The 22,409-nt window shown below is 53.4% G+C and carries 25 protein-coding genes; 20 read left to right on the top strand and 5 right to left on the bottom strand.

Features of this window, described 5'->3' with window-relative positions; all coding sequences use genetic code 11:
* Positions 1-30: 30 nt before the first annotated feature.
* Positions 31-657 carry a lysoplasmalogenase gene (locus BZK41_RS10770; RefSeq protein ID WP_003827558.1) on the bottom strand — a complete coding sequence of 209 codons (627 nt, stop codon included), beginning with the start codon at positions 655-657 and terminating at the stop codon, positions 31-33.
* A gap of 141 nt (positions 658-798) precedes the next feature.
* On the opposite strand from BZK41_RS10770, the gene BZK41_RS10765 reads away from it, so the two are divergent.
* On the top strand, positions 799-1,158 hold the full coding sequence (locus tag BZK41_RS10765; protein WP_079938146.1) for a DUF2500 domain-containing protein: 360 nt from the start codon (positions 799-801) through the stop codon (positions 1,156-1,158).
* Between the two features lie 98 nt (positions 1,159-1,256).
* On the opposite strand, the gene BZK41_RS10760 is transcribed toward BZK41_RS10765, so the two are convergent.
* Positions 1,257-1,532 (bottom strand): DUF1145 family protein, encoded by a 276-nt coding sequence (locus tag BZK41_RS10760; RefSeq protein ID WP_042311836.1) that lies wholly within the window; start codon positions 1,530-1,532, stop codon positions 1,257-1,259.
* Positions 1,522-2,118 (bottom strand): 16S rRNA (guanine(966)-N(2))-methyltransferase, encoded by a 597-nt coding sequence (gene rsmD, locus BZK41_RS10755; protein WP_079938145.1) that lies wholly within the window; start codon positions 2,116-2,118, stop codon positions 1,522-1,524. The genes BZK41_RS10760 and rsmD overlap by 11 nt, the downstream gene beginning before the upstream one ends.
* A gap of 151 nt (positions 2,119-2,269) precedes the next feature.
* Here rsmD and ftsY point away from each other — a divergent pair, with 151 nt between their 5' ends.
* The 5 genes from ftsY to livJ all read left to right on the top strand — a co-directional run bounded on the left by ftsY (position 2,270) and on the right by livJ (position 7,990).
* A complete protein-coding gene (gene ftsY, locus BZK41_RS10750) occupies positions 2,270-3,769 on the top strand; it encodes a signal recognition particle-docking protein FtsY (protein WP_079938144.1) in 1,500 nt (499 codons plus the stop codon).
* A 2-nt stretch (positions 3,770-3,771) separates the two neighbouring features.
* Entirely contained in the window at positions 3,772-4,440 is a 669-nt protein-coding gene (gene ftsE, locus BZK41_RS10745; protein WP_003023420.1) for a cell division ATP-binding protein FtsE, read from the top strand.
* Complete coding sequence (ftsX, locus tag BZK41_RS10740) at positions 4,433-5,491, top strand: permease-like cell division protein FtsX (protein WP_003837835.1); 1,059 nt, start codon at positions 4,433-4,435, stop codon at positions 5,489-5,491. The genes ftsE and ftsX overlap by 8 nt, the downstream gene beginning before the upstream one ends.
* Positions 5,492-5,761: 270 nt before the next feature.
* Entirely contained in the window at positions 5,762-6,616 is an 855-nt protein-coding gene (gene rpoH / locus BZK41_RS10735) for an RNA polymerase sigma factor RpoH (RefSeq protein ID WP_003023425.1), read from the top strand.
* 270 nt (positions 6,617-6,886) lie between these two features.
* A complete protein-coding gene (livJ, locus tag BZK41_RS10730; protein WP_139153507.1) occupies positions 6,887-7,990 on the top strand; it encodes a branched chain amino acid ABC transporter substrate-binding protein LivJ in 1,104 nt (367 codons plus the stop codon).
* Positions 7,991-8,130: 140 nt separating this feature from the next.
* On the opposite strand, the gene panM is transcribed toward livJ, so the two are convergent.
* Positions 8,131-8,514: an aspartate 1-decarboxylase autocleavage activator PanM gene (panM, locus tag BZK41_RS10725; RefSeq protein WP_079938207.1), complete on the bottom strand. Its 384-nt coding sequence runs from the start codon at positions 8,512-8,514 to the stop codon at positions 8,131-8,133.
* A gap of 423 nt (positions 8,515-8,937) precedes the next feature.
* Here panM and livK point away from each other — a divergent pair, with 423 nt between their 5' ends.
* The 13 genes from livK to ugpQ all read left to right on the top strand — a co-directional run bounded on the left by livK (position 8,938) and on the right by ugpQ (position 20,093).
* A complete protein-coding gene (gene livK / locus BZK41_RS10715) occupies positions 8,938-10,047 on the top strand; it encodes a high-affinity branched-chain amino acid ABC transporter substrate-binding protein LivK (RefSeq protein ID WP_079938143.1) in 1,110 nt (369 codons plus the stop codon).
* 61 nt (positions 10,048-10,108) lie between these two features.
* The gene (gene livH, locus BZK41_RS10710) at positions 10,109-11,035 is read left to right on the top strand and encodes a high-affinity branched-chain amino acid ABC transporter permease LivH (RefSeq protein ID WP_079938142.1); all 927 of its coding nucleotides are present in this window, start codon (positions 10,109-10,111) and stop codon (positions 11,033-11,035) included.
* Positions 11,032-12,309, top strand: a complete 1,278-nt coding sequence (livM, locus tag BZK41_RS10705) for a branched chain amino acid ABC transporter permease LivM (protein ID WP_048215381.1) — start codon at positions 11,032-11,034, stop codon at positions 12,307-12,309. Before livH ends, livM begins: the two co-directional genes overlap by 4 nt.
* Positions 12,306-13,073, top strand: a complete 768-nt coding sequence (gene livG / locus BZK41_RS10700; protein WP_003023438.1) for a high-affinity branched-chain amino acid ABC transporter ATP-binding protein LivG — start codon at positions 12,306-12,308, stop codon at positions 13,071-13,073. The genes livM and livG overlap by 4 nt, the downstream gene beginning before the upstream one ends.
* 17 nt (positions 13,074-13,090) lie before the next feature.
* A complete protein-coding gene (gene livF, locus BZK41_RS10695) occupies positions 13,091-13,804 on the top strand; it encodes a high-affinity branched-chain amino acid ABC transporter ATP-binding protein LivF (protein WP_003827581.1) in 714 nt (237 codons plus the stop codon).
* 100 nt (positions 13,805-13,904) lie between these two features.
* On the top strand, positions 13,905-14,186 hold the full coding sequence (locus tag BZK41_RS10690) for a hypothetical protein (protein ID WP_079938141.1): 282 nt from the start codon (positions 13,905-13,907) through the stop codon (positions 14,184-14,186).
* A 93-nt stretch (positions 14,187-14,279) separates the two neighbouring features.
* Positions 14,280-14,501: a type II toxin-antitoxin system Phd/YefM family antitoxin gene (locus tag BZK41_RS10685; protein ID WP_079938140.1), complete on the top strand. Its 222-nt coding sequence runs from the start codon at positions 14,280-14,282 to the stop codon at positions 14,499-14,501.
* Positions 14,498-14,866, top strand: coding sequence for a type II toxin-antitoxin system death-on-curing family toxin (locus tag BZK41_RS10680; protein WP_079938139.1), 369 nt, complete (start codon positions 14,498-14,500; stop codon positions 14,864-14,866). Before BZK41_RS10685 ends, BZK41_RS10680 begins: the two co-directional genes overlap by 4 nt.
* Positions 14,867-15,123: 257 nt before the next feature.
* On the top strand, positions 15,124-16,440 hold the full coding sequence (gene ugpB / locus BZK41_RS10675) for a sn-glycerol-3-phosphate ABC transporter substrate-binding protein UgpB (RefSeq protein WP_003827583.1): 1,317 nt from the start codon (positions 15,124-15,126) through the stop codon (positions 16,438-16,440).
* A gap of 110 nt (positions 16,441-16,550) precedes the next feature.
* On the top strand, positions 16,551-17,438 hold the full coding sequence (gene ugpA, locus BZK41_RS10670; protein WP_048215384.1) for a sn-glycerol-3-phosphate ABC transporter permease UgpA: 888 nt from the start codon (positions 16,551-16,553) through the stop codon (positions 17,436-17,438).
* Positions 17,435-18,280, top strand: a complete 846-nt coding sequence (gene ugpE, locus BZK41_RS10665; RefSeq protein WP_079938138.1) for a sn-glycerol-3-phosphate ABC transporter permease UgpE — start codon at positions 17,435-17,437, stop codon at positions 18,278-18,280. The genes ugpA and ugpE overlap by 4 nt, the downstream gene beginning before the upstream one ends.
* A gap of 2 nt (positions 18,281-18,282) precedes the next feature.
* The gene (locus BZK41_RS10660) at positions 18,283-19,353 is read left to right on the top strand and encodes a sn-glycerol-3-phosphate import ATP-binding protein UgpC (protein ID WP_079938137.1); all 1,071 of its coding nucleotides are present in this window, start codon (positions 18,283-18,285) and stop codon (positions 19,351-19,353) included.
* A complete protein-coding gene (ugpQ, locus tag BZK41_RS10655) occupies positions 19,350-20,093 on the top strand; it encodes a glycerophosphodiester phosphodiesterase (RefSeq protein WP_079938136.1) in 744 nt (247 codons plus the stop codon). The genes BZK41_RS10660 and ugpQ overlap by 4 nt, the downstream gene beginning before the upstream one ends.
* Here the strand turns inward: ugpQ and BZK41_RS10650 are convergent.
* Entirely contained in the window at positions 20,090-20,530 is a 441-nt protein-coding gene (locus BZK41_RS10650) for a DUF2756 family protein (RefSeq protein ID WP_079938135.1), read from the bottom strand. The two genes, ugpQ and BZK41_RS10650, sit on opposite strands and share 4 nt — an antisense overlap.
* Positions 20,531-20,648: 118 nt before the next feature.
* Here BZK41_RS10650 and ggt point away from each other — a divergent pair, with 118 nt between their 5' ends.
* Positions 20,649-22,394: a gamma-glutamyltransferase gene (gene ggt, locus BZK41_RS10645; protein ID WP_079938134.1), complete on the top strand. Its 1,746-nt coding sequence runs from the start codon at positions 20,649-20,651 to the stop codon at positions 22,392-22,394.
* Positions 22,395-22,409 lie beyond the last annotated feature (15 nt).

The following is a 22,409-nucleotide window of genomic DNA, read 5'->3' as shown; positions in this document are numbered from 1 at the left end:
ACTCTGGAGTCGACTCCAGAGTCAAGCGTTTTAAAGATACAACGAACGAACAATCAGGAAATGCCCGGCGAAGTAGCAGGCGGCGGCAATTGCGTTATCGGCGCGGAAGCGGCGACGATAATGGCTACCCAGCCAGACAATGTTGCCGATGAACAGGAGCGATGCGCCCATAAATGCCGACAGCGCCGGGGCTGTCGGGCGGAAGAACCACAGCTCACCTGCCATCCAGACCATCATCAGCGTGATGCCAATAAATGTGCAGATAGCGACACGCAACTCTTCCAGACGCGTCCAGATCACGGCGATCAGCAACGCACCCAGTACCACCAGTACCAACGGCAAAGGCCAGAAGAACGACAGCGTCATTTGGCTGGCGAAGTAGATGGTGTACAGCAGATGCGACAGGAAGAATGCCCCCACGGCGTACAGCAGGCGTTGGCGCGGCAATAACGTCAGCGCATCGCCCAGCAGCGAGGCAAGCAGGCCAGCCAGCACCAGATAGCTGATAGCGTTAAACATTGGCGCCTGCCAGGCCAGCAGCGCCAGCAGGAGTAACGTCAGGGGCTTAAAGACCCAGCGTTGCCAGGCGGGCCCACGATAGGAAGCATCCACGAACAACCATGCGGAAAGGCAGACAGCGATAAACGACCAAAGCATCTTAGTTCCTTGAATTCGTTATTTTTTCGTGAGCGGGGTGCTCACGGCTCTACTGTCCAGTGTAGAGGTCGACACTGCCAGATGACAACACCATAACAGGCGATGTATGCTTATTTCCGCATTTTCTGATGGGTTAATAATATGAGTAAGCCACCACTTTTTTTCATTGTTATCATTATCTTAATAGTCGTTGCTGCGTCGTTTCGCTTTGTTCAGCAGCGGCGAGAAAAAGCCGATAATGATGCGGCGCCGCTGGTGCAAAAGCAGGTGGTGGTGAGTAACAAACGGGAAAAACCGCTTAACGATCGACGATCCCGTCAGCAGGAAGTGAGCCCGGCAGGAACCAGCATGCGCTATGAAGCCAGCTTTAAGCCACAAAACGGGGGTATGGAGCAGACGTTTCGTCTGGATGCCCAGCAGTACCACGCGTTAACGGTCGGGGATAAAGGCACGCTGAGTTACAAAGGTTCGCGATTTGTTGATTTTACGCTTGAACGCTAAGGTGTCATCTGACTGATGCCGGATGCGGCTTACGCCTTATCCGGCCTACAGATTTTTCGCCCCGGCTCGCAACGCGCCGCCGGGCGATAAGATCACAGTTACTTCTTCAACTGATCTTTAATCTTCTTCTGCCACACCAGCAACTCAAAGACGCCGAACAGAAAAATACGGATTTTCTCTCCGCTGGTCATCTGCGGGCCATCTTTTGGCATGGTGCTTTTTAGCAGCGCCAGTTGCATACCATGCATCAGCACCATAAATATCAGTGCGACGTTAACGAAGATGTTAAGCGGGCGTGGAAAGGGTTGGAAAATATTCAGTAGTAAAAATGCCCAGACGCACAGCATCAGCAGGCGTCCCAGGTTAATCAGCATCGTGTTCTCCTCGTGCTTCACGTTGGTACAGGCGATAGGCGACCTGTCCGGCGACTTTCTCACGGTATAGCGACCAGTTCACCGGAACCTGTGGCAAGCCGTTTTCTACTTCGCTTTCAACGTAAATATACGCTTCATTTGCCAGCCAGCCATGAGTTTCCAGAAGAGTTAATGTTTCTTCCAGTAATCCTTTGCGAAACGGCGGGTCAACAAATACCACGTTATGCGGCGTACCTGCCTGAGCCAAAAATGTCAGCGTATTGGTATTGACGACGCGGGCATGGGAGGCTTTCAGGGTGGCGAGATTCTTTTGTAGCTGCTGAGATACCGCGCGATCCATCTCCAGAAGCGTCGCATTTGCCGCATAGCGAGAGAGGGCTTCCAGCCCCAGCGCGCCGCTGCCGGCAAAGCAGTCCAGACAGTGAGCATCGACCATTACCGGGGCCAGCCAGTTAAACAACGTTTCGCGCACACGGTCAGTGGTCGGACGTAGGCCGGGGCTGTCCGGAACCGGGAGTTTACGGCCACGCCATTGCCCGCCAATAATGCGGATCTGGCCGCTACCAGAGTGATTCGGTTTTTTCATTTCTATTATTGCTCAATCCGCCTATAGCATGTCATTCCAGGCGGTGATGTGAGTTAAGTTAAGTGATAGACTATTTCATCATTTTTTTAGCTGCTATGTACATAGCGTTGACGCTGTGCCATGAAGCAACAGCGGGGGAGTGTAGTCGCAAATGGCGAAAGAGAAAAAACGTGGCTTTTTTTCCTGGCTGGGCTTTGGTCAAAAAGAGCAGGCACCGGAAAACGAGACAGAAGTAAAAAACGAAGAACAACAACCGGTTGCTGAAGAAACTACCGTCGTTGACGAACAACCGCACGTCGAGGAAGCCCGTAGCGAGGCTGAAACGCAAGCCTTTGCAGCTGAAGTCGTTGAAGTAACTGAACAGGTTGCGGAAATCGAAAAACTGCAGCCGGAAGAAGAACCTGTCGCCGAACAAGCGCAGCCGGAGATTGAGCCGGTTGCTGAAACTGTAGTGGAAACGCCAGCAGCGGTGGTTATCGAACGCGAAGAATTGCCGCTGCCGGAAGAGGTGAAAACCGAGGAAGTTTCTGCCGAAGAGTGGCAGGCCGAAGCGGAAACCGTGGAAATCGTTGAGGCGGCTGAAGAAGAAGCCGAAAACGAACCGCAACTGACCGACGAAGAACTGGAAGCGCAGGCGCTGGCCGCTGAGGCTGCTGAAGAAGCGGTTATGGTGGTGCCGGTAGAAGAACCGGTAGAAGAAGAGGTGGTTCAGGAGCAGGAAAAACCAACCAAAGAAGGTTTCTTTGCGCGTCTGAAACGCAGCCTGCTGAAAACAAAAGAAAACCTCGGTTCCGGATTTATCAGTCTGTTCCGCGGTAAAAAGATCGACGATGATCTGTTTGAAGAGCTGGAAGAGCAGCTGCTGATCGCTGACGTGGGCGTAGAAACCACCCGCAAAATCATTGCGAATCTGACGGAAGGCGCCAGCCGCAAGCAGCTTAAAGATGCGGAAGCGTTGTACGGTCTGCTGAAAGAAGAGATGGGCGAGATTCTGGCGAAGGTTGACGAACCGCTGAATGTTGATGGCAAAACACCATTTGTTATCTTAATGGTTGGCGTCAACGGCGTGGGCAAAACCACCACTATCGGTAAGCTGGCGCGTCAGTTTGAGCAGCAGGGTAAATCGGTCATGCTGGCGGCGGGCGATACTTTCCGTGCGGCAGCGGTAGAACAGCTGCAGGTCTGGGGTCAGCGTAACAACATCCCGGTGATTGCTCAGCATACCGGCGCGGATTCCGCGTCCGTTATCTTTGATGCTATCCAGGCGGCGAAGGCGCGTAATGTGGACGTGCTGATTGCTGATACCGCAGGGCGTTTGCAGAATAAATCGCACCTGATGGAAGAATTGAAAAAAATCGTTCGCGTCATGAAGAAGCTGGACGAAGATGCGCCGCATGAAGTTATGCTGACTATCGACGCCAGCACCGGGCAGAATGCGATAAGCCAGGCCAAACTGTTCCATGAAGCGGTGGGCTTAACCGGTATCACCCTGACCAAGCTGGACGGTACGGCGAAGGGCGGGGTTATCTTCTCGGTTGCCGATCAGTTTGGCATCCCTATCCGCTATATCGGTGTGGGCGAACGTATCGAGGATTTACGTCCGTTTAAAGCGGACGATTTTATAGAGGCACTTTTTGCCCGAGAGGATTAACAATGATTCGCTTTGAACATGTCAGCAAGGCCTATCTCGGTGGGAGACAAGCGCTGCAGGGAGTGACCTTCCATATGCAGCCTGGCGAGATGGCGTTTCTGACCGGCCACTCCGGCGCGGGGAAAAGTACCCTGCTGAAGCTGATTTGTGGAATTGAACGGCCCAGCGCCGGGAAAATCTACTTTAGCGGGCATGACATCAGCCGTTTGAAAAACCGTGAAGTGCCGTTTCTGCGTCGTCAGATTGGCATGATTTTTCAGGATCACCACCTGTTGATGGACAGAACCGTGTTTGACAACGTGGCAATTCCGCTGATCATCGCGGGTGCCAGCGGGGACGATATTCGTCGTCGCGTGTCAGCGGCGCTGGATAAAGTCGGGCTGTTGGACAAAGCGAAAAATTTCCCGATTCAACTCTCCGGCGGTGAACAACAACGCGTCGGCATTGCCCGCGCGGTGGTGAATAAACCTGCGGTACTGCTGGCGGATGAACCAACGGGGAACCTGGATGACGCGCTGTCAGAAGGGATCCTGCGCCTGTTCGAAGAGTTTAACCGCGTCGGGGTCACGGTATTAATGGCCACGCACGATATTGGCCTGATCTCCCGTCGCTCCTATCGCCAAATGGTTCTGAGCGATGGACATCTGCATGGAGGCCTGGCGCATGAATAGACGTGACGCTATTAACCAAATCAAACAGTTCGGTGGCCGACTGGATCGCTTTCGCAAATCGGGCGGTGCGCCGGGTGACGGCGGTCGCAACGCGCCAAAGCGTGCGAAAGCCGCGCCAAAGCCGAACTCGCGTAAAACCAATGTCTTTAACGAGCAGGTACGTTATGCGTTTCAGGGCGCGTTACAGGACCTGAAAAGCAAACCGCTGGCGACGTTTCTGACGGTGATGGTTATTGCCATCTCCCTGACGCTGCCAAGCGTGTGCTACATGGTATATAAGAACGTAAACCATGCGGCAAGCCAGTATTATCCGTCCCCGCAGATCACCGTTTACCTGCAAAAAACGCTGGATGATGATGCGGCGGCACGGGTGGTTGGTCAGTTGCAGGCCGAGCAGGGCGTGGAGAAAGTAAATTATCTTTCCCGTGACGACGCGCTGGGCGAATTCCGTAACTGGTCTGGCTTTGGCGGCGCGCTGGATATGCTGGAAGAGAACCCGCTGCCGGCAGTGGCGGTTGTTATTCCGAAACTGGACTTCCAGGGTACGGAGTCGCTGAACACGCTGCGTGACCGCATCGCACAAATCAACGGTATTGACGAAGTGCGGATGGATGACAGCTGGTTCGCCCGTCTGGCGGCGCTGACAGGCCTTGTCGGACGCGTTTCCGCGATGATTGGCGTGCTGATGGTGGCGGCGGTCTTCCTCGTCATCGGTAACAGCGTGCGCCTGAGTATTTTTGCGCGTCGCGATACCATTAACGTGCAAAAACTGATTGGCGCGACGGATGGATTTATCCTGCGTCCGTTCCTCTACGGCGGTGCACTGCTCGGTTTTTCCGGTGCATTTCTTTCACTGATTTTGTCAGAAATTTTGGTGATGCGTCTGTCGTCAGCGGTGACTGAGGTGGCACAGGTATTTGGAACTAAGTTTGATATCAATGGGTTATCGTTCGATGAGTGCCTGTTATTGCTGCTGGTGTGCTCAATGATTGGCTGGGTGGCAGCCTGGCTTGCCACGGTTCAACATTTACGCCACTTTACCCCCGATTAAAAAATCTCTGGTATAATCTTTCCCTGCACTGAGTAGTTCGCTCTGCAGGGAAAGAGTCCCTGTTGTCTCTTCCCGGCGTATTCATTGTGATGTCACATTTTGTGCGTAATCTATACACATTACGACATGGAACTTGTGGATAAAATCACTGTCTGATAAAAGATTGAATGATATTCTCGTTGCTCATAAGCTCTGGCATGGTTGTTGCTACTGGTTTTTGTTAATTAGTTTTTAGCCAATGCGCCAGATGAAAAGATTGAGAGGATTTGAATGACCAAAGAAATGCAAAATTTAGCTTTAGCCCCTGTTGGTAACCTGGAATCTTACATCCGGGCTGCGAACGCGTGGCCGATGTTGTCGGCTGACGAGGAGCGGGCACTGGCTGAAAAGCTGCATTACCAGGGCGATCTGGAAGCAGCTAAAACGCTGATCCTGTCTCACCTGCGCTTTGTTGTTCATGTTGCTCGTAATTATGCGGGTTATGGCCTGCCGCAGGCGGATCTGATTCAGGAAGGTAATATCGGCCTGATGAAAGCCGTGCGCCGTTTCAACCCGGAAGTGGGTGTGCGCCTGGTTTCCTTCGCCGTGCATTGGATCAAAGCTGAGATCCACGAATACGTTCTGCGTAACTGGCGTATCGTTAAAGTCGCGACCACCAAAGCACAGCGTAAGCTGTTCTTTAACCTGCGTAAAACCAAGCAGCGTCTGGGCTGGTTTAACCAGGACGAAGTTGAGATGGTTGCTCGCGAGCTGGGTGTTTCCAGCAAAGACGTGCGCGAAATGGAATCCCGTATGGCGGCGCAGGACATGACGTTTGACATGTCTTCAGACGACGAGTCTGACAGCCAGCCGATGGCCCCGGTGCTGTATCTGCAGGATAAATCTTCTAACTTTGCCGACGGCATTGAAGAAGATAACTGGGAAGATCAGGCCGCGAACAAACTGACCCACGCAATGGAAGGTCTGGACGAGCGTAGCCAGGACATCATTCGTGCCCGTTGGCTGGACGAAGACAACAAGTCGACGTTGCAGGAACTGGCCGATCGCTACGGCGTTTCCGCTGAACGTGTTCGTCAGCTTGAAAAGAACGCCATGAAAAAACTGCGTGCGGCGATCGAAGCGTAATCTTCCAGCCGACCTGGAAATGCTGATAAACCCTGGATGAAAATCCGGGGTTTTTTGTTTTTATCTCTCCCCTCCTCTCCTGACGTTTATGCTTTTTGTCATCAAGTTGTTATCTGCATGTCAAATTTAGCTATTCCAAAATAATAAAAATCGGGTATGTTTTAGCAGAGTATGCTGCTAAAGCACGGGTGGCTATCCAATAATCGAAATAAAGTGCTGAACAACAACATCACAACACACGTAATAACCACAATAATGGGGATTGTCAGGATGAATATGAAGGGTAAAGCGTTATTGGCAGGATGTATCGCCCTGTCTTTGAGCAATATGGCGTTTGCTAAGGATATTAAAGTTGCTGTCGTCGGCGCGATGTCCGGTCCGGTAGCGCAGTATGGCGATCAGGAATTTACTGGTGCAGAGCAGGCGATTGCAGATATCAACGCCAAAGGCGGCGTGAAAGGCGACAAACTGGTCATGGTGAAATATGACGATGCCTGTGACCCGAAACAAGCGGTAGCGGTAGCTAACAAAGTGGTCAACGACGGGATTAAATATGTTATCGGCCACCTGTGCTCGTCTTCCACTCAGCCTGCGTCAGATATCTATGAAGACGAAGGCATTCTGATGATCACCCCAGCGGCAACGGCGCCGGAGCTGACCGCACGCGGCTATAACCTGGTGATGCGTACCACCGGTCTGGATTCCGATCAGGGCCCGACTGCTGCCAAATATATCGTTGAAAAAGTGAAGCCGAAGCGCATTGCGATCGTTCACGACAAACAACAGTACGGTGAAGGCCTGGCGCGTTCCGTACAGGACAACCTCAAGAAAGCTAACGCTGACGTGGTGTTCTTCGACGGGATCACCGCTGGTGAGAAAGATTTCTCTACGCTGGTGGCGCGTCTGAAGAAAGAGAATATCGATTTCGTTTACTACGGCGGTTACCACCCGGAAATGGGGCAGATCCTGCGCCAGGCTCGCGCTGCGGGTCTGAAAACCCAGTTTATGGGACCAGAAGGGGTAGCGAACGTGTCGCTGTCTAACATCGCGGGTGAGTCTGCAGAAGGCTTACTGGTAACGAAACCGAAGAACTACGATCAGGTTCCGGCGAACAAACCGATTGTGGACGCGATCAAAGCCAAGAAACAGGATCCGAGCGGTGCATTCGTATGGACCACCTACGCCGCGCTGCAATCCTTGCAGGCTGGTCTGAACCAGTCTGACGATCCGGCTGAAATTGCCAAATACCTGAAAGCCAACTCAGTGGAAACCGTAATGGGGCCGCTGTCATGGGATGCGAAGGGCGATCTGAAAGGCTTCGAGTTCGGCGTGTTTGACTGGCATGCTAATGGTACGGCGACAGACGCCAAATAATTTACCTGGCGCCTTTCGCGCTGCAGATGCGTTGGCTACGTTATTCAACCCCGGTCACTTACTTATGTAAGTGACCGGGGACTTCATAACTTGCCGTCTTCCAGCAACGTGAAATTCCTGGAAAATTGCGAGGCGTTTTTTTATCTTTTTTCCCAGCCATTTTTCTGAGCCGTAAACCCTAACGCCTGCATAAACGCGGCCATCACGCTGCGATCTTCAACGCCGACGTCGGCCATCCACCATGAACTCACGTCAGGGTTTTCCCGGATGACTTCTTCGATCAAATACTGCCCGACACCGCGACGGCGGGTGATATCGCGTACGCGTAATGAATCTAATGCGCCTTGCGTGCCGCTCAGGGTTACGCGAACTGCGCCTAACAGACGCTCGTTAAAGCGTGCGGCGTAGATTCGGTGCGTTTCATCTACGCTTAACGATGAGGCGGAATATTCCGGCCAGATTTTGCCCAGATCAATCTGGTCCTGGTCGCTAAAGTTATCTAAACGAACGATGGTCAGCTTCATTAACAGCATGTCCAAATCACAAAAGATGGAATGAGTGTACCGAAATAATTCGCCCGGATGCTTTCTCTTTTTTATGTGAATAACCAGATTAATAATTTTGTAACAACGGTAATGACAGTTTGAAACCGTAGAGATTGAAAAATAGGCAGAATAATACCCTGGAATGCAGCATTTTATTCGGCTCTTTGTACCGTTATTTTATGCTGACAAATGTACTTTTTTTTGTTTATCTATAGTGAAAAGCAGAATATTATCTTTTCTTAATCGACTGAAAAATAGAGATTTTAGCCTGATTTTGCTTAAAAAGCTGCGCTAAACCATTAATGAGACTGGTAAAAATAGTGCAGTTCAAAAAAAGCACAGACTGCTTTTTAACCACATAAATACAAAATATTAATTACGTCACGAATGGGGATTCAGGTAATGAAACGGAATGCGAAAACAATCATCGCAGGGGTGATAGCACTGGCAATGTCACACGCGGTCATGGCGGAAGATATCAAGGTCGCTGTTGTCGGCGCGATGTCAGGCCCGGTCGCGCAGTGGGGTGATATGGAATTTAATGGCGCACGTCAGGCCATTAAAGATATCAATGCCAAAGGCGGGGTCAAAGGCGACAAACTGGTCGCTGTGGAATATGACGACGCTTGCGATCCGAAACAGGCCGTTGCGGTAGCGAACAAAATCGTCAATGACGGCATTCAGTACGTTATTGGACATCTGTGCTCATCTTCCACGCAGCCCGCATCAGATATTTATGAAGATGAAGGCATTCTGATGATTTCTCCGGGTGCCACTAACCCGGAACTGACCCAGCGCGGTTACGCACACATCATGCGTACAGCGGGTCTGGACTCCTCTCAGGGGCCGACCGCCGCGAAATACATTCTGGAGAAGGTAAAGCCGCAGCGTATCGCCATCATTCACGATAAACAGCAATACGGTGAAGGCCTGGCGCGTTCAGTGCAGGACAGCCTGAAAGCGGGCAAAGGCAACATCGTTTTCTTTGACGGGATTACCGCCGGAGAAAAAGATTTTTCTGCGCTGATCGCCCGCCTGAAAAAAGAAAATATCGACTTTGTTTATTATGGCGGCTACTACCCGGAAATGGGGCAAATGCTGCGCCAGGCGCGTTCCGTCGGGCTGAAAACCCAGTTTATGGGACCAGAGGGCGTCGGCAATGCGTCGCTGTCTAACATTGCCGGTGATGCTGCTGAAGGCATGCTGGTAACTATGCCAAAACGCTATGACCAGGATCCGGCGAATAAGGCTATCGTCGATGCGCTCAAAGCTGACAAGAAAGATCCAACCGGTCCGTACGTGTGGATCACTTATGCAGCCGTCCAGTCATTGGCGACAGCGATGGATCGCAGCGGTAGCAAAGATCCGTTGGACCTGGTGAAAGATCTGAAAGCACACGGGGCTGATACCGTGATTGGGCCGCTGAAATGGGACGAAAAAGGCGATTTGAAGGGATTTGAGTTTGGTGTCTTCCAGTGGCACGCAGACGGTTCATCGACCGTTGCGAAGTAATACCTGAAGACGAGTTATCCCACCGCCCGTGCAAAACGGGCGGGTTAAGAAAGGTTACCTTATGTCCGAGCAGTTCCTCTATTTCTTGCAGCAGATGTTTAACGGCGTCACGCTGGGAAGCACCTACGCGCTGATCGCCATCGGTTACACGATGGTGTACGGCATTATCGGCATGATCAACTTCGCCCACGGCGAGGTGTATATGATCGGCAGCTATGTCTCCTTTATGATCATCGCAGCGCTAATGATGATGGGCATTGATTCCAGTTGGCTACTGGTCGCGGCGGGCTTCGTCGGCGCGATTGTGATTGCCAGCGCCTACGGCTGGAGCATTGAACGTGTGGCGTATCGGCCCGTGCGCAGCTCCAAGCGTCTGATCGCGCTGATTTCCGCTATCGGGATGTCGATCTTCCTGCAAAACTACGTCAGCCTGACGGAAGGTTCGCGCGACGTGGCGCTGCCCAGCCTGTTTAATGGCCAGTGGACTGTCGGCAGTAGCGAAAACTTCTCTGCTTCCATCACCACCATGCAGGCGGTTATCTGGATTGTAACCTTCCTGGCGATGCTGGCGCTGACGATTTTCATCCGCTATTCGCGTATGGGCCGCGCCTGTCGCGCCTGCGCTGAAGACCTGAAAATGGCCAGCCTGCTCGGGATTAACACCGACCGCGTGATTGCGCTGACCTTTGTGATTGGTGCGGCTATGGCGGCGGTAGCGGGCGTGCTGCTCGGTCAGTTCTACGGCGTAATTAACCCGTACATCGGCTTTATGGCCGGGATGAAAGCCTTTACCGCGGCGGTACTGGGCGGAATCGGTAGCATCCCTGGGGCGATGATCGGCGGCCTGATTCTGGGCGTCGCGGAAGCGCTCTCCTCTGCTTATCTGAGTACTGAATACAAAGACGTGGTTTCATTCGCGCTGCTGATTCTGGTGCTGCTGGTGATGCCAACCGGTATTCTGGGTCGCCCGGAGGTAGAGAAAGTATGAAACCGATGCATTTTGCAATGGCGCTGCTCTCTGCCGCTATGTTCTTCGTCCTGGCGGGCGTCTTTATGGGTGTCCAACTGGAGCTTGACGGCACCAAACTGGTGGTCGATACCGCCGCGGATATCCGCTGGCAGTGGGTGTTTATCGGCACTGGTGTGGTCTTTCTCTTCCAGCTGTTGCGTCCAGCCTTCCAGAAAGGCCTGAAGAGCGTCTCTGGACCGAAATTTATTCTGCCGGCGATTGACGGCTCCACCGTTAAACAGAAGCTGTTCCTGGTGGCGCTGCTGGTGATTGCCGTGGCGTGGCCGTTTATGGTGTCGCGCGGTACGGTGGATATCGCCACGCTGACGATGATTTATATCATCCTCGGCCTCGGCTTAAACGTGGTGGTGGGGCTTTCCGGCCTGCTGGTGCTGGGCTACGGCGGCTTCTATGCCATCGGCGCTTACACCTTCGCGCTGCTGAACCACTATTACGGTCTGGGCTTCTGGACCTGTCTGCCGCTGGCGGGGCTGGTTTCAGCTGCTGCGGGCTTCCTGCTTGGCTTCCCGGTACTGCGCCTGCGCGGTGATTATCTGGCGATTGTGACCTTAGGCTTCGGCGAAATCGTCCGTATTCTGCTGCTCAACAACACCGAAGTAACCGGTGGTCCAAACGGTATTAGCCAGATCCCGAAACCGACCTTTTTCGGTCTGGAGTTCAGCCGTACCGCCCGTGAAGGCGGCTGGGATACCTTCAGCAACTTCTTTAACGTCAAGTACGATCCGTCTGACCGCGTCATTTTCCTCTATCTGGTGGCGCTGCTGCTGGTGGTCTTCTCGCTGTTTGTTATTAACCGTCTGTTGCGTATGCCGTTGGGCCGTGCGTGGGAAGCGCTGCGTGAAGATGAAATTGCTTGTCGTTCTCTGGGCCTTAACCCCACGCGCATCAAGCTGACCGCCTTTACCATCAGCGCCGCGTTTGCCGGTTTTGCTGGTACGCTGTTTGCCGCGCGCCAGGGCTTCGTCAGCCCGGAATCCTTTACCTTTGCCGAGTCGGCCTTTGTGCTGGCGATTGTGGTATTGGGCGGAATGGGCTCACAGTTTGCGGTGATCCTCGCGGCCATCCTGCTGGTAGTGTCACGCGAGCTGATGCGTGATTTCAACGAATACAGCATGTTAATGCTGGGTGGTTTAATGGTACTGATGATGATCTGGCGTCCGCAGGGCTTGTTGCCGATGACCCGTCCACAGTTGAAGCTGAAAAACGGGGAAGCAAAAGGAGAGCAGGCATGAGTCAGCCATTATTATCCGTTAACGGCCTGATGATGCGCTTCGGCGGTCTGCTGGCGGTAAACAACGTTGAACTGGAACTGCGACCGCAGGAGATAGTCTCGTTAATCGGCCCGAACGGCGCGGGGAAAACCACGGTCTTCAACTGCCTGACCGGTTTTTATAAACCGACAGGCGGGACGATTAAGCTGCGCGACCAGCACCTGGAAGGGCTGCCGGGTCAGCAAATCGCGCGTATGGGCGTGGTACGTACTTTCCAGCACGTGCGTCTGTTTCGCGAAATGACGGTGATTGAAAACCTGCTGGTGGCGCAACATCAGCAACTGAAAACCGGCGTCTTCTCCGGCCTGTTGAAAACTCCGTCGTTCCGTCGTGCGCAGAGTGAAGCGTTAGATCGTGCCGCCACCTGGCTGGAGCGTATTGGCTTGCTGGAGCATGCCAACCGTCAGGCCAGTAACCTGGCCTACGGCGACCAGCGCCGTCTGGAAATTGCCCGCTGTATGGTGACCCAGCCGGAAATCCTGATGCTCGACGAACCCGCCGCGGGCCTCAACCCGAAAGAGACCAAAGAGCTGGACGAGCTGATAGCTGAACTGCGTAACCATCACAACACCACCATTTTGTTGATTGAGCACGATATGAAGCTGGTGATGGGGATTTCCGACCGTATTTACGTGGTGAACCAGGGCACGCCGCTGGCGAATGGGACGCCGGAACAGATTCGTAATAACCCGGATGTTATCCGCGCCTATTTAGGTGAAGCATAATGGAGGCGAGGATTAATATGGATAAGGCGATGTTATCGTTCGACAAAGTCAACGCCCACTACGGCAAGATACAGGCGCTGCACGACGTCAGCTTGTATATCAACCAGGGTGAAATCGTGACGCTTATCGGTGCCAACGGCGCGGGAAAAACCACGCTGCTCGGCACATTGTGTGGCGACCCGCGAGCGACCAGCGGGCGAATCGTCTTTGATGGTAAAGACATTACCGACTGGCAGACGGCGAAAATCATGCGCGAAGCGGTAGCGATTGTGCCGGAAGGGCGTCGCGTGTTTTCCCGCATGACGGTGGAAGAGAACCTGGCTATGGGCGGCTTCTTTGCCGAAAAAGACCAGTTTCAGGAACGCATCAAATGGGTGTATGACCTGTTTCCCCGTCTGCATGAGCGTCGTATTCAGCGTGCGGGAACGATGTCCGGCGGTGAACAGCAGATGCTGGCGATAGGCCGTGCGCTGATGAGCCAGCCGAGGCTGCTGCTGCTTGATGAGCCGTCGCTAGGGTTGGCGCCGATTATCATCCAGCAGATTTTTAACACCATCGAACAGCTGCGCGAGCAGGGGATGACCATCTTCCTCGTCGAACAGAACGCCAACCAGGCGCTGAAGCTCGCCGATCGCGGCTACGTGCTGGAAAACGGTCATGTGGTGCTGGAAGACACCGGTGATGCGTTACTGGCTAACGAAGCGGTGCGTAGCGCGTATCTGGGCGGTTAATCATTCCTTGAATAGACAAGGGGCCGCTGTGGCCCCTTTTTATTGCTCTATGTTATTATTGAGAATAGTTATCAATAATAAAAATGAACATGGAGAAAGGATGATACGTTCAGGCACCTGCATGATGATTGGAAGTCTGTTATTGACGCTTTCATTCAATACACTGGCCTCAATACCGCAAACGTTCGACCCCCGCGACCCCGCTATCTGGGAAGAGAAGCCGGACAACCCGTTAGCGCAATCTGATTCGCCCTGCGAAGTGTTTACCAGCTCGGTATGCCCTGGCTGGGAAGAGGATAAATCAGATATCCAGCGTGAACGTGAGCGACGAGAGCAGCAGCGTTTACAGAATGAATATGAACGACGCTGGCGCAGAGATTAATTTTACCGGTGTTTATGTTCGCACAACCTGAGTGATGCTTCTTTTTTGTACATATTAGATGTACAATTGAGTTGTACATGTGAGGAGGTTTTGATGCGTACCATGAACTATAGCGAAGCCCGACAAAATCTGGCGGAAGTACTGGAGAGCGCTGTCACCGGCGTTCCTGTCACTATTACACGTCGTGGTCATAAGCCTGCCGTAATCATCAGCGCGGAAGAGTTCGAACGCTATCAGACCGCAAGACTTGATGATGAATTTGCCGATATCATGATGGTACATGGTAATGAAATCAGGGAGCTGGCTGATAAATGACTCTACAAATTATCTCAGCGGAAGAGATAATCCAGTTTCACGACAGGCTGCTACGTGTAACGCCTGGCGTTGCGGGCATGCCTGATCCAGGTCGTGCTGAAGCGCTGATGTATCGGGTGTTAAATCAAATTGAATACGAAGGTGTGACCGGCGTGTGGTTGCTTGCCGCAATGCATTTACTGGCTATCTCACGTGGGCATATTTTTAATGATGGTAACAAACGTACCGCTTTGTTTATTACGTTACTGTTTTTAAAGCGTAACGGGATAGCTTTGCCTGCAAACCCGGATTTCGTCGCCATGACGGTTGAAGCGGCTGCGGGCCAGTTGACGCTGGAACAAATAGCCTCCCGCCTGCGTGGATAACCCCGGCGGAAGCCTTTGTAGGCCGGATAAGATGCGTTAGCATCGCCTTCCGGCGGTTCGTAGGCACTTTCGCTGTACGTGTCACAGCTCCCACTTTCCTTCCTTAGCACAGTCACCGCCTTGCCATCTGTTTGTCGCCTTACTATCTTTTTTTTGTAATAAAAAAGTTATTTTTCTGTCATTCGAGCATGTCATGTTACCCCCGCGAGCATAAAACGCGTGATATCGCGCATCCGGCACAACAAGAGAGATAACCGATGATATCGTTACGACATACAGCTTTAGGACTGGCACTTAGCCTGGCATTTGCAGGTCAGGCACTGGCGGTTACCACTATCCCGTTCTGGCACTCAATGGAAGGCGAACTGGGTAAAGAAGTTGATTCACTGGCGCAACGTTTTAATGCAGCCAATCCCGACTACAAAATTGTTCCGCAGTACAAAGGCAACTACGAGCAGAGCCTGAGTGCAGGAATTGCCGCTTTCCGTACCGGAAACGCGCCTGCTCTGCTGCAGGTTTATGAAGTGGGTACGGCAACAATGATGGCCTCGAAAGCCATTAAACCGGTCTATGAAGTATTCAAAGAGGCTGGCATTAACTTCGATGAGTCTCAGTTCGTACCGACGGTTTCCGGTTACTACACCGACTCTAAAAGTGGACACTTGCTCTCCCAGCCATTTAACAGCTCCACTCCGGTGCTGTACTACAACAAAGATGCCTTCAAAAAAGCCGGTTTAGACCCTGAGCAGCCGCCGAAAACCTGGCAGGATCTGGCGGAGTACACCGCGAAGCTGAAAGCCGCAGGCATGAAGTGCGGTTACGCCAGCGGCTGGCAGGGATGGATTCAGATTGAAAACTTCAGCGCCTGGAACGGTCTGCCGGTAGCAACCAAAAACAACGGCTTTGACGGTACTGACGCGGTGCTGGAGTTCAATAAACCGGAACAAGTGAAACATATCGCTCTGCTGGAAGAGCTGAACAAAAAAGGTGATTTCAGCTACTTCGGTCGTAAGGACGAATCCACAGAGAAGTTTTATAACGGGGATTGTGCCATTACCACCGCCTCTTCCGGGTCTCTGGCCGACATCCGTCACTACGCTAAATTTAACTATGGTGTCGGGATGATGCCGTACGATGCCGATGTGAAGGGCGCACCGCAGAACGCGATTATCGGTGGGGCCAGCCTGTGGGTTATGCAGGGTAAAGACAAAGCAACCTACGAAGGCGTGGCGCAGTTCCTCAACTTCCTGGCGAAGCCTGAAATTGCTGCCGAATGGCACCAGAAGACCGGCTATCTGCCGATCACCACCGCTGCCTACGACCTGACCCGTGAGCAGGGCTTCTATGAGAAGAATCCTGGGGCAGATATCGCCACCCGCCAGATGCTGAACAAGCCGCCGTTGCCGTTCACCAAAGGACTGCGTCTGGGCAATATGCCGCAGATCCGCACCATTGTGGATGAAGAGCTGGAAAGCGTCTGGACCGGGAAGAAAACCCCGCAGCAGGCACTGGATGCCGCTGTTGAGCGTGGCAATCAGTTACTGCGTCGCTTTGAGCAATCGACCAAGTCTTAAGTGTATAAGTGCCTGATGGCGCTGCGCTAATCAGGCCTACAAGTCCGTAGTTTGTAGGCCGGATAAAGTGCTTGCACCGCCATCCGGCACCTTCCAGGAAAAGAACCTACATGTCTTCATCCCGTCCGGTATTCCGCTCGCGCTGGCTTCCCTATTTGTTGGTGGCTCCGCAGCTGGTTATCACCGTTATTTTCTTTATCTGGCCTGCCGGTGAAGCGCTGTGGTACTCGCTACAATCCGTTGATCCGTTTGGTCTTTCCAGCCAGTTTGTCGGACTGGAAAACTTTGTCGCGCTGTTTCATGACCCGTACTACCTCGACTCATTCTGGACCACCATTAAGTTCAGTACGTTAGTCACGGTAAGCGGTCTGCTGGTGTCGTTATTTTTTGCGGCGCTGGTGAATTACGTGGTGCGCGGCAGCCGTTTCTACCAGACGCTGATGCTGTTGCCTTACGCCGTCGCGCCCGCCGTCGCCGCCGTATTGTGGATCTTTCTTTTTAACCCAGGACGTGGGTTGATTACCCATTTTCTCGGTGAGTTTGGCTATGACTGGAACCATGCGCAAAACAGCGGTCAGGCCATGTTCCTGGTGGTGTTCGCGTCGGTCTGGAAGCAGATTAGTTACAACTTCCTGTTCTTCTTTGCCGCACTGCAGTCTATCCCGCGGTCGCTGATCGAAGCCGCTGCGATTGATGGCGCGGGGCCGGTTCGTCGCTTCTTTAAGCTGGCGCTGCCGCTGATAGCCCCAGTCAGCTTCTTTCTGCTGGTGGTGAATCTGGTTTACGCCTTCTTTGATACCTTCCCGGTGATCGATGCCGCCACGGCGGGTGGACCGGTACAGGCGACCACGACGTTGATTTATAAGATCTATCGCGAAGGCTTTGTTGGGTTGGATCTCTCCGCCTCGGCCGCGCAATCGGTGGTGCTGATGTTCCTGGTTATTATTTTGACGGTGGTGCAGTTCCGCTATGTGGAAAGTAAGGTGCGTTACCAATGATTGAGAACCGTCGTGGGCTGACAATATTCAGCCATGCCATGTTGATTATGGGGATCATGGTGATCCTGTTTCCGCTGTACGTCGCGTTTGTCGCGGCGACGCTGGACAACAAAGCGGTGTTTGAAACGCCGATGACGCTGGTTCCCGGCACGCAGCTGCTGGAGAACATGAAATTCATCTGGGTCAATGGTGTCGGCGTCAACAGCGCGCCGTTCTGGTTGATGATGCTTAACAGCTTCATCATGGCGTTCAGTATTACGGTAGGGAAAATCACCGTATCCATGCTCTCCGCATTCGCCATCGTCTGGTTCCGCTTTCCGCTGCGCAATCTGTTCTTCTGGATGATTTTTATCACCCTGATGCTGCCGGTTGAGGTGCGAATCTTTCCGACGGTGGAGGTTATCGCCAACCTGAAAATGCTCGACAGCTACGCGGGTCTGACGCTGCCGTTGATGGCATCGGCTACTGCGACCTTCCTGTTCCGACAGTTCTTTATGACCCTGCCGGATGAACTGGTTGAGGCAGCGCGTATTGACGGCGCATCACCGATGCGTTTTTTCCGCGATATCGTACTACCGCTGTCAAAAACCAATCTGGCGGCGCTGTTTGTTATTACCTTTATCTACGGCTGGAACCAGTATCTGTGGCCGTTGTTAATTATTACCGACGTCAATTTGGGCACTGCGGTAGCGGGTATCAAAGGCATGATCGCCACCGGTGAAGGTACCACGCAGTGGAACCAGGTAATGGCCGCCATGCTGCTGACGCTCATCCCTCCGGTAATCATCGTGTTAGCCATGCAGCGCGCCTTCGTACGCGGTCTGGTCGATAGTGAGAAATAAAAATGGCTGGTTTAAAACTACAAGCAGTAACCAAAAGCTGGGACGGCAAAACCCAGGTAATTAAACCGCTGACGCTGGACGTCGCGGACGGGGAATTTATCGTGATGGTTGGCCCATCCGGCTGCGGAAAGTCTACGCTGCTGCGGATGGTCGCCGGGCTGGAGCGGGTGAGCGGCGGCGATATCTGGATTGATAATAAACGCGTCACCGAGATGGAGCCGAAGGATCGCGGTATTGCGATGGTCTTTCAAAACTACGCGCTCTACCCGCATATGAGCGTGGAAGAAAACATGGCCTGGGGGCTGAAAATCCGCGGGATGGGTAAGGAGCACATTGCTGAGCGGGTAAATGAGGCGGCGCGTATTCTTGAGCTGGGTGAATTGCTCAAACGTCGTCCGCGCGAACTTTCCGGTGGCCAGCGTCAGCGCGTGGCGATGGGGCGAGCGATTGTGCGCGACCCAGCGGTATTCCTCTTCGATGAGCCGCTTTCTAACCTTGATGCCAAGCTGCGCGTACAGATGCGTCTGGAGTTACAACATCTGCATCGCCGCCTGAAAACCACTTCGCTATACGTGACGCACGACCAGGTTGAAGCGATGACCCTCGCCCAACGGGTGATGGTGATGAACAAAGGCATTGCCGAGCAGGTAGGTACGCCGGTTGAGGTGTATGAAAAACCTGCCAGCCGCTTTGTGGCGAGCTTTATCGGCAGCCCGGCGATGAACCTGCTGGACGGGCGCATCAGCGCTGCGGGCACCCATTTCGAACTGGAGGGCGGCATGACGTTACCCATCGGCAGAAGCGCGAGAGAGTCTATTGGGCGTAACATGACGTTGGGTATCCGCCCAGAGCATATTACGCTAAGCTCGCAGGCCGAAGGCGGCGTGCCGTTGGTTGTTGATACACTGGAAATGCTGGGTGCAGACAACCTTGCACACGGACGCTGGGGTGAGCAAAAGCTGGTGGTGCGACTGGCGCATCAGCATCGCCCGACGGCAGGCAGCACGCTGTGGCTGCATCTGCCAGAAAATCATCTGCATCTTTTTGATGGCGAAACAGGACAACGCGTATGAGTAACTGGCCTTACCCCCATATTGTCGCCCATCGTGGCGGCGGTAAGCTGGCCCCGGAAAACACCCTGGCGGCGATCGACGTGGGGGCGCGATATGGGCATACCATGATCGAGTTTGACGCTAAATTGTCGAAAGACGGTGAGATCTTCTTGCTGCATGACGACAACCTGGAGCGAACCAGCAATGGCTGGGGCGTGGCCGGCGATCTGAACTGGCAGGATTTATTGCGCGTGGACGCCGGAGGCTGGTTTAGCGGTGAGTTTAAAGGTGAACCGCTGCCACTGCTGTCGCAAGTGGCCGAGCGCTGCCGTCAGCACGGAATGATGGCAAATATTGAAATTAAACCTACAACCGGCTCCGGAACACTAACCGGCAAAGTCGTGGCGCTGGCTGCGCGGGAACTGTGGGCGGGAATGACGCCACCACTGTTGTCATCCTTTGAAATTGATGCGCTTGAAGCGGCGCAGCAGGCGGTGCCTGAACTGCCGATAGGCTTGCTGCTGGATGAATGGCGCGAGGACTGGCGCGAGCTGACCACACGGCTTGGCTGCGTCTCTATTCATCTTAATCATAAGCTGCTGGATGAGGCGCGCGTGGATGCGCTGCGCGACGCTGGGCTACGTATTCTGGTGTATACCGTCAACCGACCCCAGCGCGCGGCGGAACTGCTGCGCTGGGGAGTGGACTGCATCTGTACCGATGCTATTGATACGATTGGTCCGGATTTCCAACCTTTTTAAGGCCCAATCGTTTTTAACGGAACGTTAGGCTGCGGCGTGCTGGAGGGCTTCAGCATGTCGCCATTCTTTTTCTCCGACAGCATATGTTGCTTATTCAGCGCGCTGTCCGGGTTACGAGTTCCACTCAACATCCCGCCGTTGCTGTTGGGCAGCATTTGCTGCTGACCGGAATTCAGCTCACCAGGCTGAGACTGAAGGACTCGCTGGGAGTTGGTGTTGATTTGATTTTCCATATGCTGTTGCTGCATACGCGTCTGCGTTTGCAACTGTTGGTTGAGCATCCCTTTCTGCTGAATTTGCTGCGTTTGCATTTGGGTTTGCATACGCTGCTGGCTCGGGATCTGATAACCGGGTTGGTTCGGGTTATTCATGGTGTTGATGGGCTGTGCAAAGCCTGCAAACGGCAACAGCATGGCTAAAAGTAAGAGTCGTTTCATCGCTTTTCTCCTCTCGGGGATCTCTTAAGTTTACTCCTTTCTCGCCGTTACGATGATTATTTCAGAGTTATGCACCAGGCTTAGTGGGGGCCGACCCCCATACATCTGGAGAATAACGATGATAAAACCGACGTTTTTACGCCGGGTAGCCATTGCTGCTCTGCTCTCAGGAAGTTGTTTTAGCGTTGCTGCCGCGCCGGCTGCGCCACCGCCGGTATCTTACGGAGTCGAGGAAGATGTGTTCCATCCCGTACGCGCTAAGCAAGGGATGGTGGCCTCCGTGGATGCTTTAGCTACCCAGGTTGGGGTGGACATTCTTAAACAGGGCGGGAATGCCGTCGATGCCGCCGTGGCCGTTGGCTATGCGCTGGCGGTGACGCATCCCCAGGCGGGCAATCTGGGCGGCGGTGGTTTTATGCTGCTGCGTACCAAAGACGGTAACACCACAGCGATCGATTTTCGTGAAATGGCTCCCGCTGGCGCGACCCGCGACATGTTCCTTGATGAACAGGGCAACGCCGATGCGAAAAAGTCGCTGACGTCGCATCTGGCATCCGGTACGCCGGGTACCGTGGCGGGTTTCTCGCTGGCGCTGGAGAAATACGGCACGATGCCGCTGAACAAAGTGGTGCGCCCGGCGATGAAGCTGGCGGAAGAGGGCTTTGTGGTTAATGACGCGCTGGCCGACGATCTGAAAACCTATGGCAGCGAAGTGATCCCCAATCACGAGAACAGCAAAGCTATTTTCTGGAAGGACGGCGAGCCGCTGAAAAAAGGCGACAAGCTGGTGCAAAAGAATCTGGCGAAGAGCCTGGAAATGATTGCCGAGAATGGCCCGGATGCGTTTTATATAGGGGCGATTGCCGATCAGATAGCCGGGGAAATGCAGAAGAACGGCGGGCTGATGACCAAAGAGGATTTAGCCAGCTATAAAGCCGTGGAGCGTACGCCGATTAGCGGTGACTATCGCGGGTATCAGGTCTTCTCCATGCCACCGCCGTCCTCTGGTGGTATTCACATCGTGCAGATCCTCAATATTCTCGAAAACTTCGACATGAAGAAGTACGGGTTTGGCAGTGCCGATGCCATGCAGGTCATGGCTGAAGCGGAAAAATATGCTTACGCCGACCGTTCAGAGTATCTGGGGGACCCGGATTTTGTGAAAGTGCCATGGCAAGCGCTGACCAACAAAGCCTATGCTAAAACGCTTGCCGATCAGATTGATATCAACAAGGCTAAGCCTTCCAGTCAGATCAAACCTGGCAAGCTCGCCCCGTATGAAAGCAACCAGACCACTCACTTCTCGGTGGTAGATAAAGACGGCAATGCCGTGGCGGTGACCTATACCCTGAATACCACCTTCGGAACTGGCATCGTGGCGGGCAACACCGGTATTCTGCTCAATAACGAAATGGATGATTTCTCCGCTAAGCCGGGTGTACCAAACGTTTATGGACTGGTGGGCGGTGATGCCAACGCGGTTGGGCCGAAGAAGCGTCCGCTGTCATCAATGTCGCCGACTATCGTGGTAAAAGACGGGAAAACCTGGCTGGTTACCGGCAGCCCTGGCGGAAGCCGAATTATCACTACCGTGCTGCAAATGGTAGTCAATAGCATTGATTTCGGGATGAACGTCGCCGAAGCGACTAACGCGCCGCGCTTCCATCATCAATGGTTACCGGATGAACTGCGCATCGAGAAGGGCTTCAGCCCGGATACAATCAAGCTGCTGGAGCAAAAAGGACAGAAAGTGGCGCTGAAAGAGGCGATGGGTAGCACCCAGAGCATTATGGTTGGACCGGATGGCGCACTGTATGGCGCGTCTGACCCGCGTTCCGTGGATGATTTAACGGCGGGGTACTGATTTTTGATTAATAGC

The organism is Citrobacter sp. A316 (assembly GCF_002042945.1).
Classification (GTDB): Bacteria; Pseudomonadota; Gammaproteobacteria; order Enterobacterales; family Enterobacteriaceae; genus Citrobacter; species Citrobacter portucalensis.
Note: the sequence above shows the minus strand (reverse complement) of the source record. Positions and strands in the feature narration are given on the sequence as shown.

What these genes read in the sequence shown, in the direction of transcription:
- BZK41_RS10770 (WP_003827558.1), bottom strand. Translation starts at nt 657, where the DNA reads ATGCTTTGGTCGTTTATCGCTGTCTGCCTTTCCGCATGGTTGTTCGTG.
- BZK41_RS10765 (WP_079938146.1), top strand. Translation starts at nt 799, where the DNA reads ATGAGTAAGCCACCACTTTTTTTCATTGTTATCATTATCTTAATAGTC.
- BZK41_RS10760 (WP_042311836.1), bottom strand. Translation starts at nt 1,532, where the DNA reads ATGCTGATTAACCTGGGACGCCTGCTGATGCTGTGCGTCTGGGCATTT.
- rsmD (WP_079938145.1), bottom strand. Translation starts at nt 2,118, where the DNA reads ATGAAAAAACCGAATCACTCTGGTAGCGGCCAGATCCGCATTATTGGC.
- ftsY (WP_079938144.1), top strand. Translation starts at nt 2,270, where the DNA reads ATGGCGAAAGAGAAAAAACGTGGCTTTTTTTCCTGGCTGGGCTTTGGT.
- ftsE (WP_003023420.1), top strand. Translation starts at nt 3,772, where the DNA reads ATGATTCGCTTTGAACATGTCAGCAAGGCCTATCTCGGTGGGAGACAA.
- ftsX (WP_003837835.1), top strand. Translation starts at nt 4,433, where the DNA reads ATGAATAGACGTGACGCTATTAACCAAATCAAACAGTTCGGTGGCCGA.
- rpoH (WP_003023425.1), top strand. Translation starts at nt 5,762, where the DNA reads ATGACCAAAGAAATGCAAAATTTAGCTTTAGCCCCTGTTGGTAACCTG.
- livJ (WP_139153507.1), top strand. Translation starts at nt 6,887, where the DNA reads ATGAATATGAAGGGTAAAGCGTTATTGGCAGGATGTATCGCCCTGTCT.
- panM (WP_079938207.1), bottom strand. Translation starts at nt 8,514, where the DNA reads ATGAAGCTGACCATCGTTCGTTTAGATAACTTTAGCGACCAGGACCAG.
- livK (WP_079938143.1), top strand. Translation starts at nt 8,938, where the DNA reads ATGAAACGGAATGCGAAAACAATCATCGCAGGGGTGATAGCACTGGCA.
- livH (WP_079938142.1), top strand. Translation starts at nt 10,109, where the DNA reads ATGTCCGAGCAGTTCCTCTATTTCTTGCAGCAGATGTTTAACGGCGTC.
- livM (WP_048215381.1), top strand. Translation starts at nt 11,032, where the DNA reads ATGAAACCGATGCATTTTGCAATGGCGCTGCTCTCTGCCGCTATGTTC.
- livG (WP_003023438.1), top strand. Translation starts at nt 12,306, where the DNA reads ATGAGTCAGCCATTATTATCCGTTAACGGCCTGATGATGCGCTTCGGC.
- livF (WP_003827581.1), top strand. Translation starts at nt 13,091, where the DNA reads ATGGATAAGGCGATGTTATCGTTCGACAAAGTCAACGCCCACTACGGC.
- BZK41_RS10690 (WP_079938141.1), top strand. Translation starts at nt 13,905, where the DNA reads ATGATACGTTCAGGCACCTGCATGATGATTGGAAGTCTGTTATTGACG.
- BZK41_RS10685 (WP_079938140.1), top strand. Translation starts at nt 14,280, where the DNA reads ATGCGTACCATGAACTATAGCGAAGCCCGACAAAATCTGGCGGAAGTA.
- BZK41_RS10680 (WP_079938139.1), top strand. Translation starts at nt 14,498, where the DNA reads ATGACTCTACAAATTATCTCAGCGGAAGAGATAATCCAGTTTCACGAC.
- ugpB (WP_003827583.1), top strand. Translation starts at nt 15,124, where the DNA reads ATGATATCGTTACGACATACAGCTTTAGGACTGGCACTTAGCCTGGCA.
- ugpA (WP_048215384.1), top strand. Translation starts at nt 16,551, where the DNA reads ATGTCTTCATCCCGTCCGGTATTCCGCTCGCGCTGGCTTCCCTATTTG.
- ugpE (WP_079938138.1), top strand. Translation starts at nt 17,435, where the DNA reads ATGATTGAGAACCGTCGTGGGCTGACAATATTCAGCCATGCCATGTTG.
- BZK41_RS10660 (WP_079938137.1), top strand. Translation starts at nt 18,283, where the DNA reads ATGGCTGGTTTAAAACTACAAGCAGTAACCAAAAGCTGGGACGGCAAA.
- ugpQ (WP_079938136.1), top strand. Translation starts at nt 19,350, where the DNA reads ATGAGTAACTGGCCTTACCCCCATATTGTCGCCCATCGTGGCGGCGGT.
- BZK41_RS10650 (WP_079938135.1), bottom strand. Translation starts at nt 20,530, where the DNA reads ATGAAACGACTCTTACTTTTAGCCATGCTGTTGCCGTTTGCAGGCTTT.
- ggt (WP_079938134.1), top strand. Translation starts at nt 20,649, where the DNA reads ATGATAAAACCGACGTTTTTACGCCGGGTAGCCATTGCTGCTCTGCTC.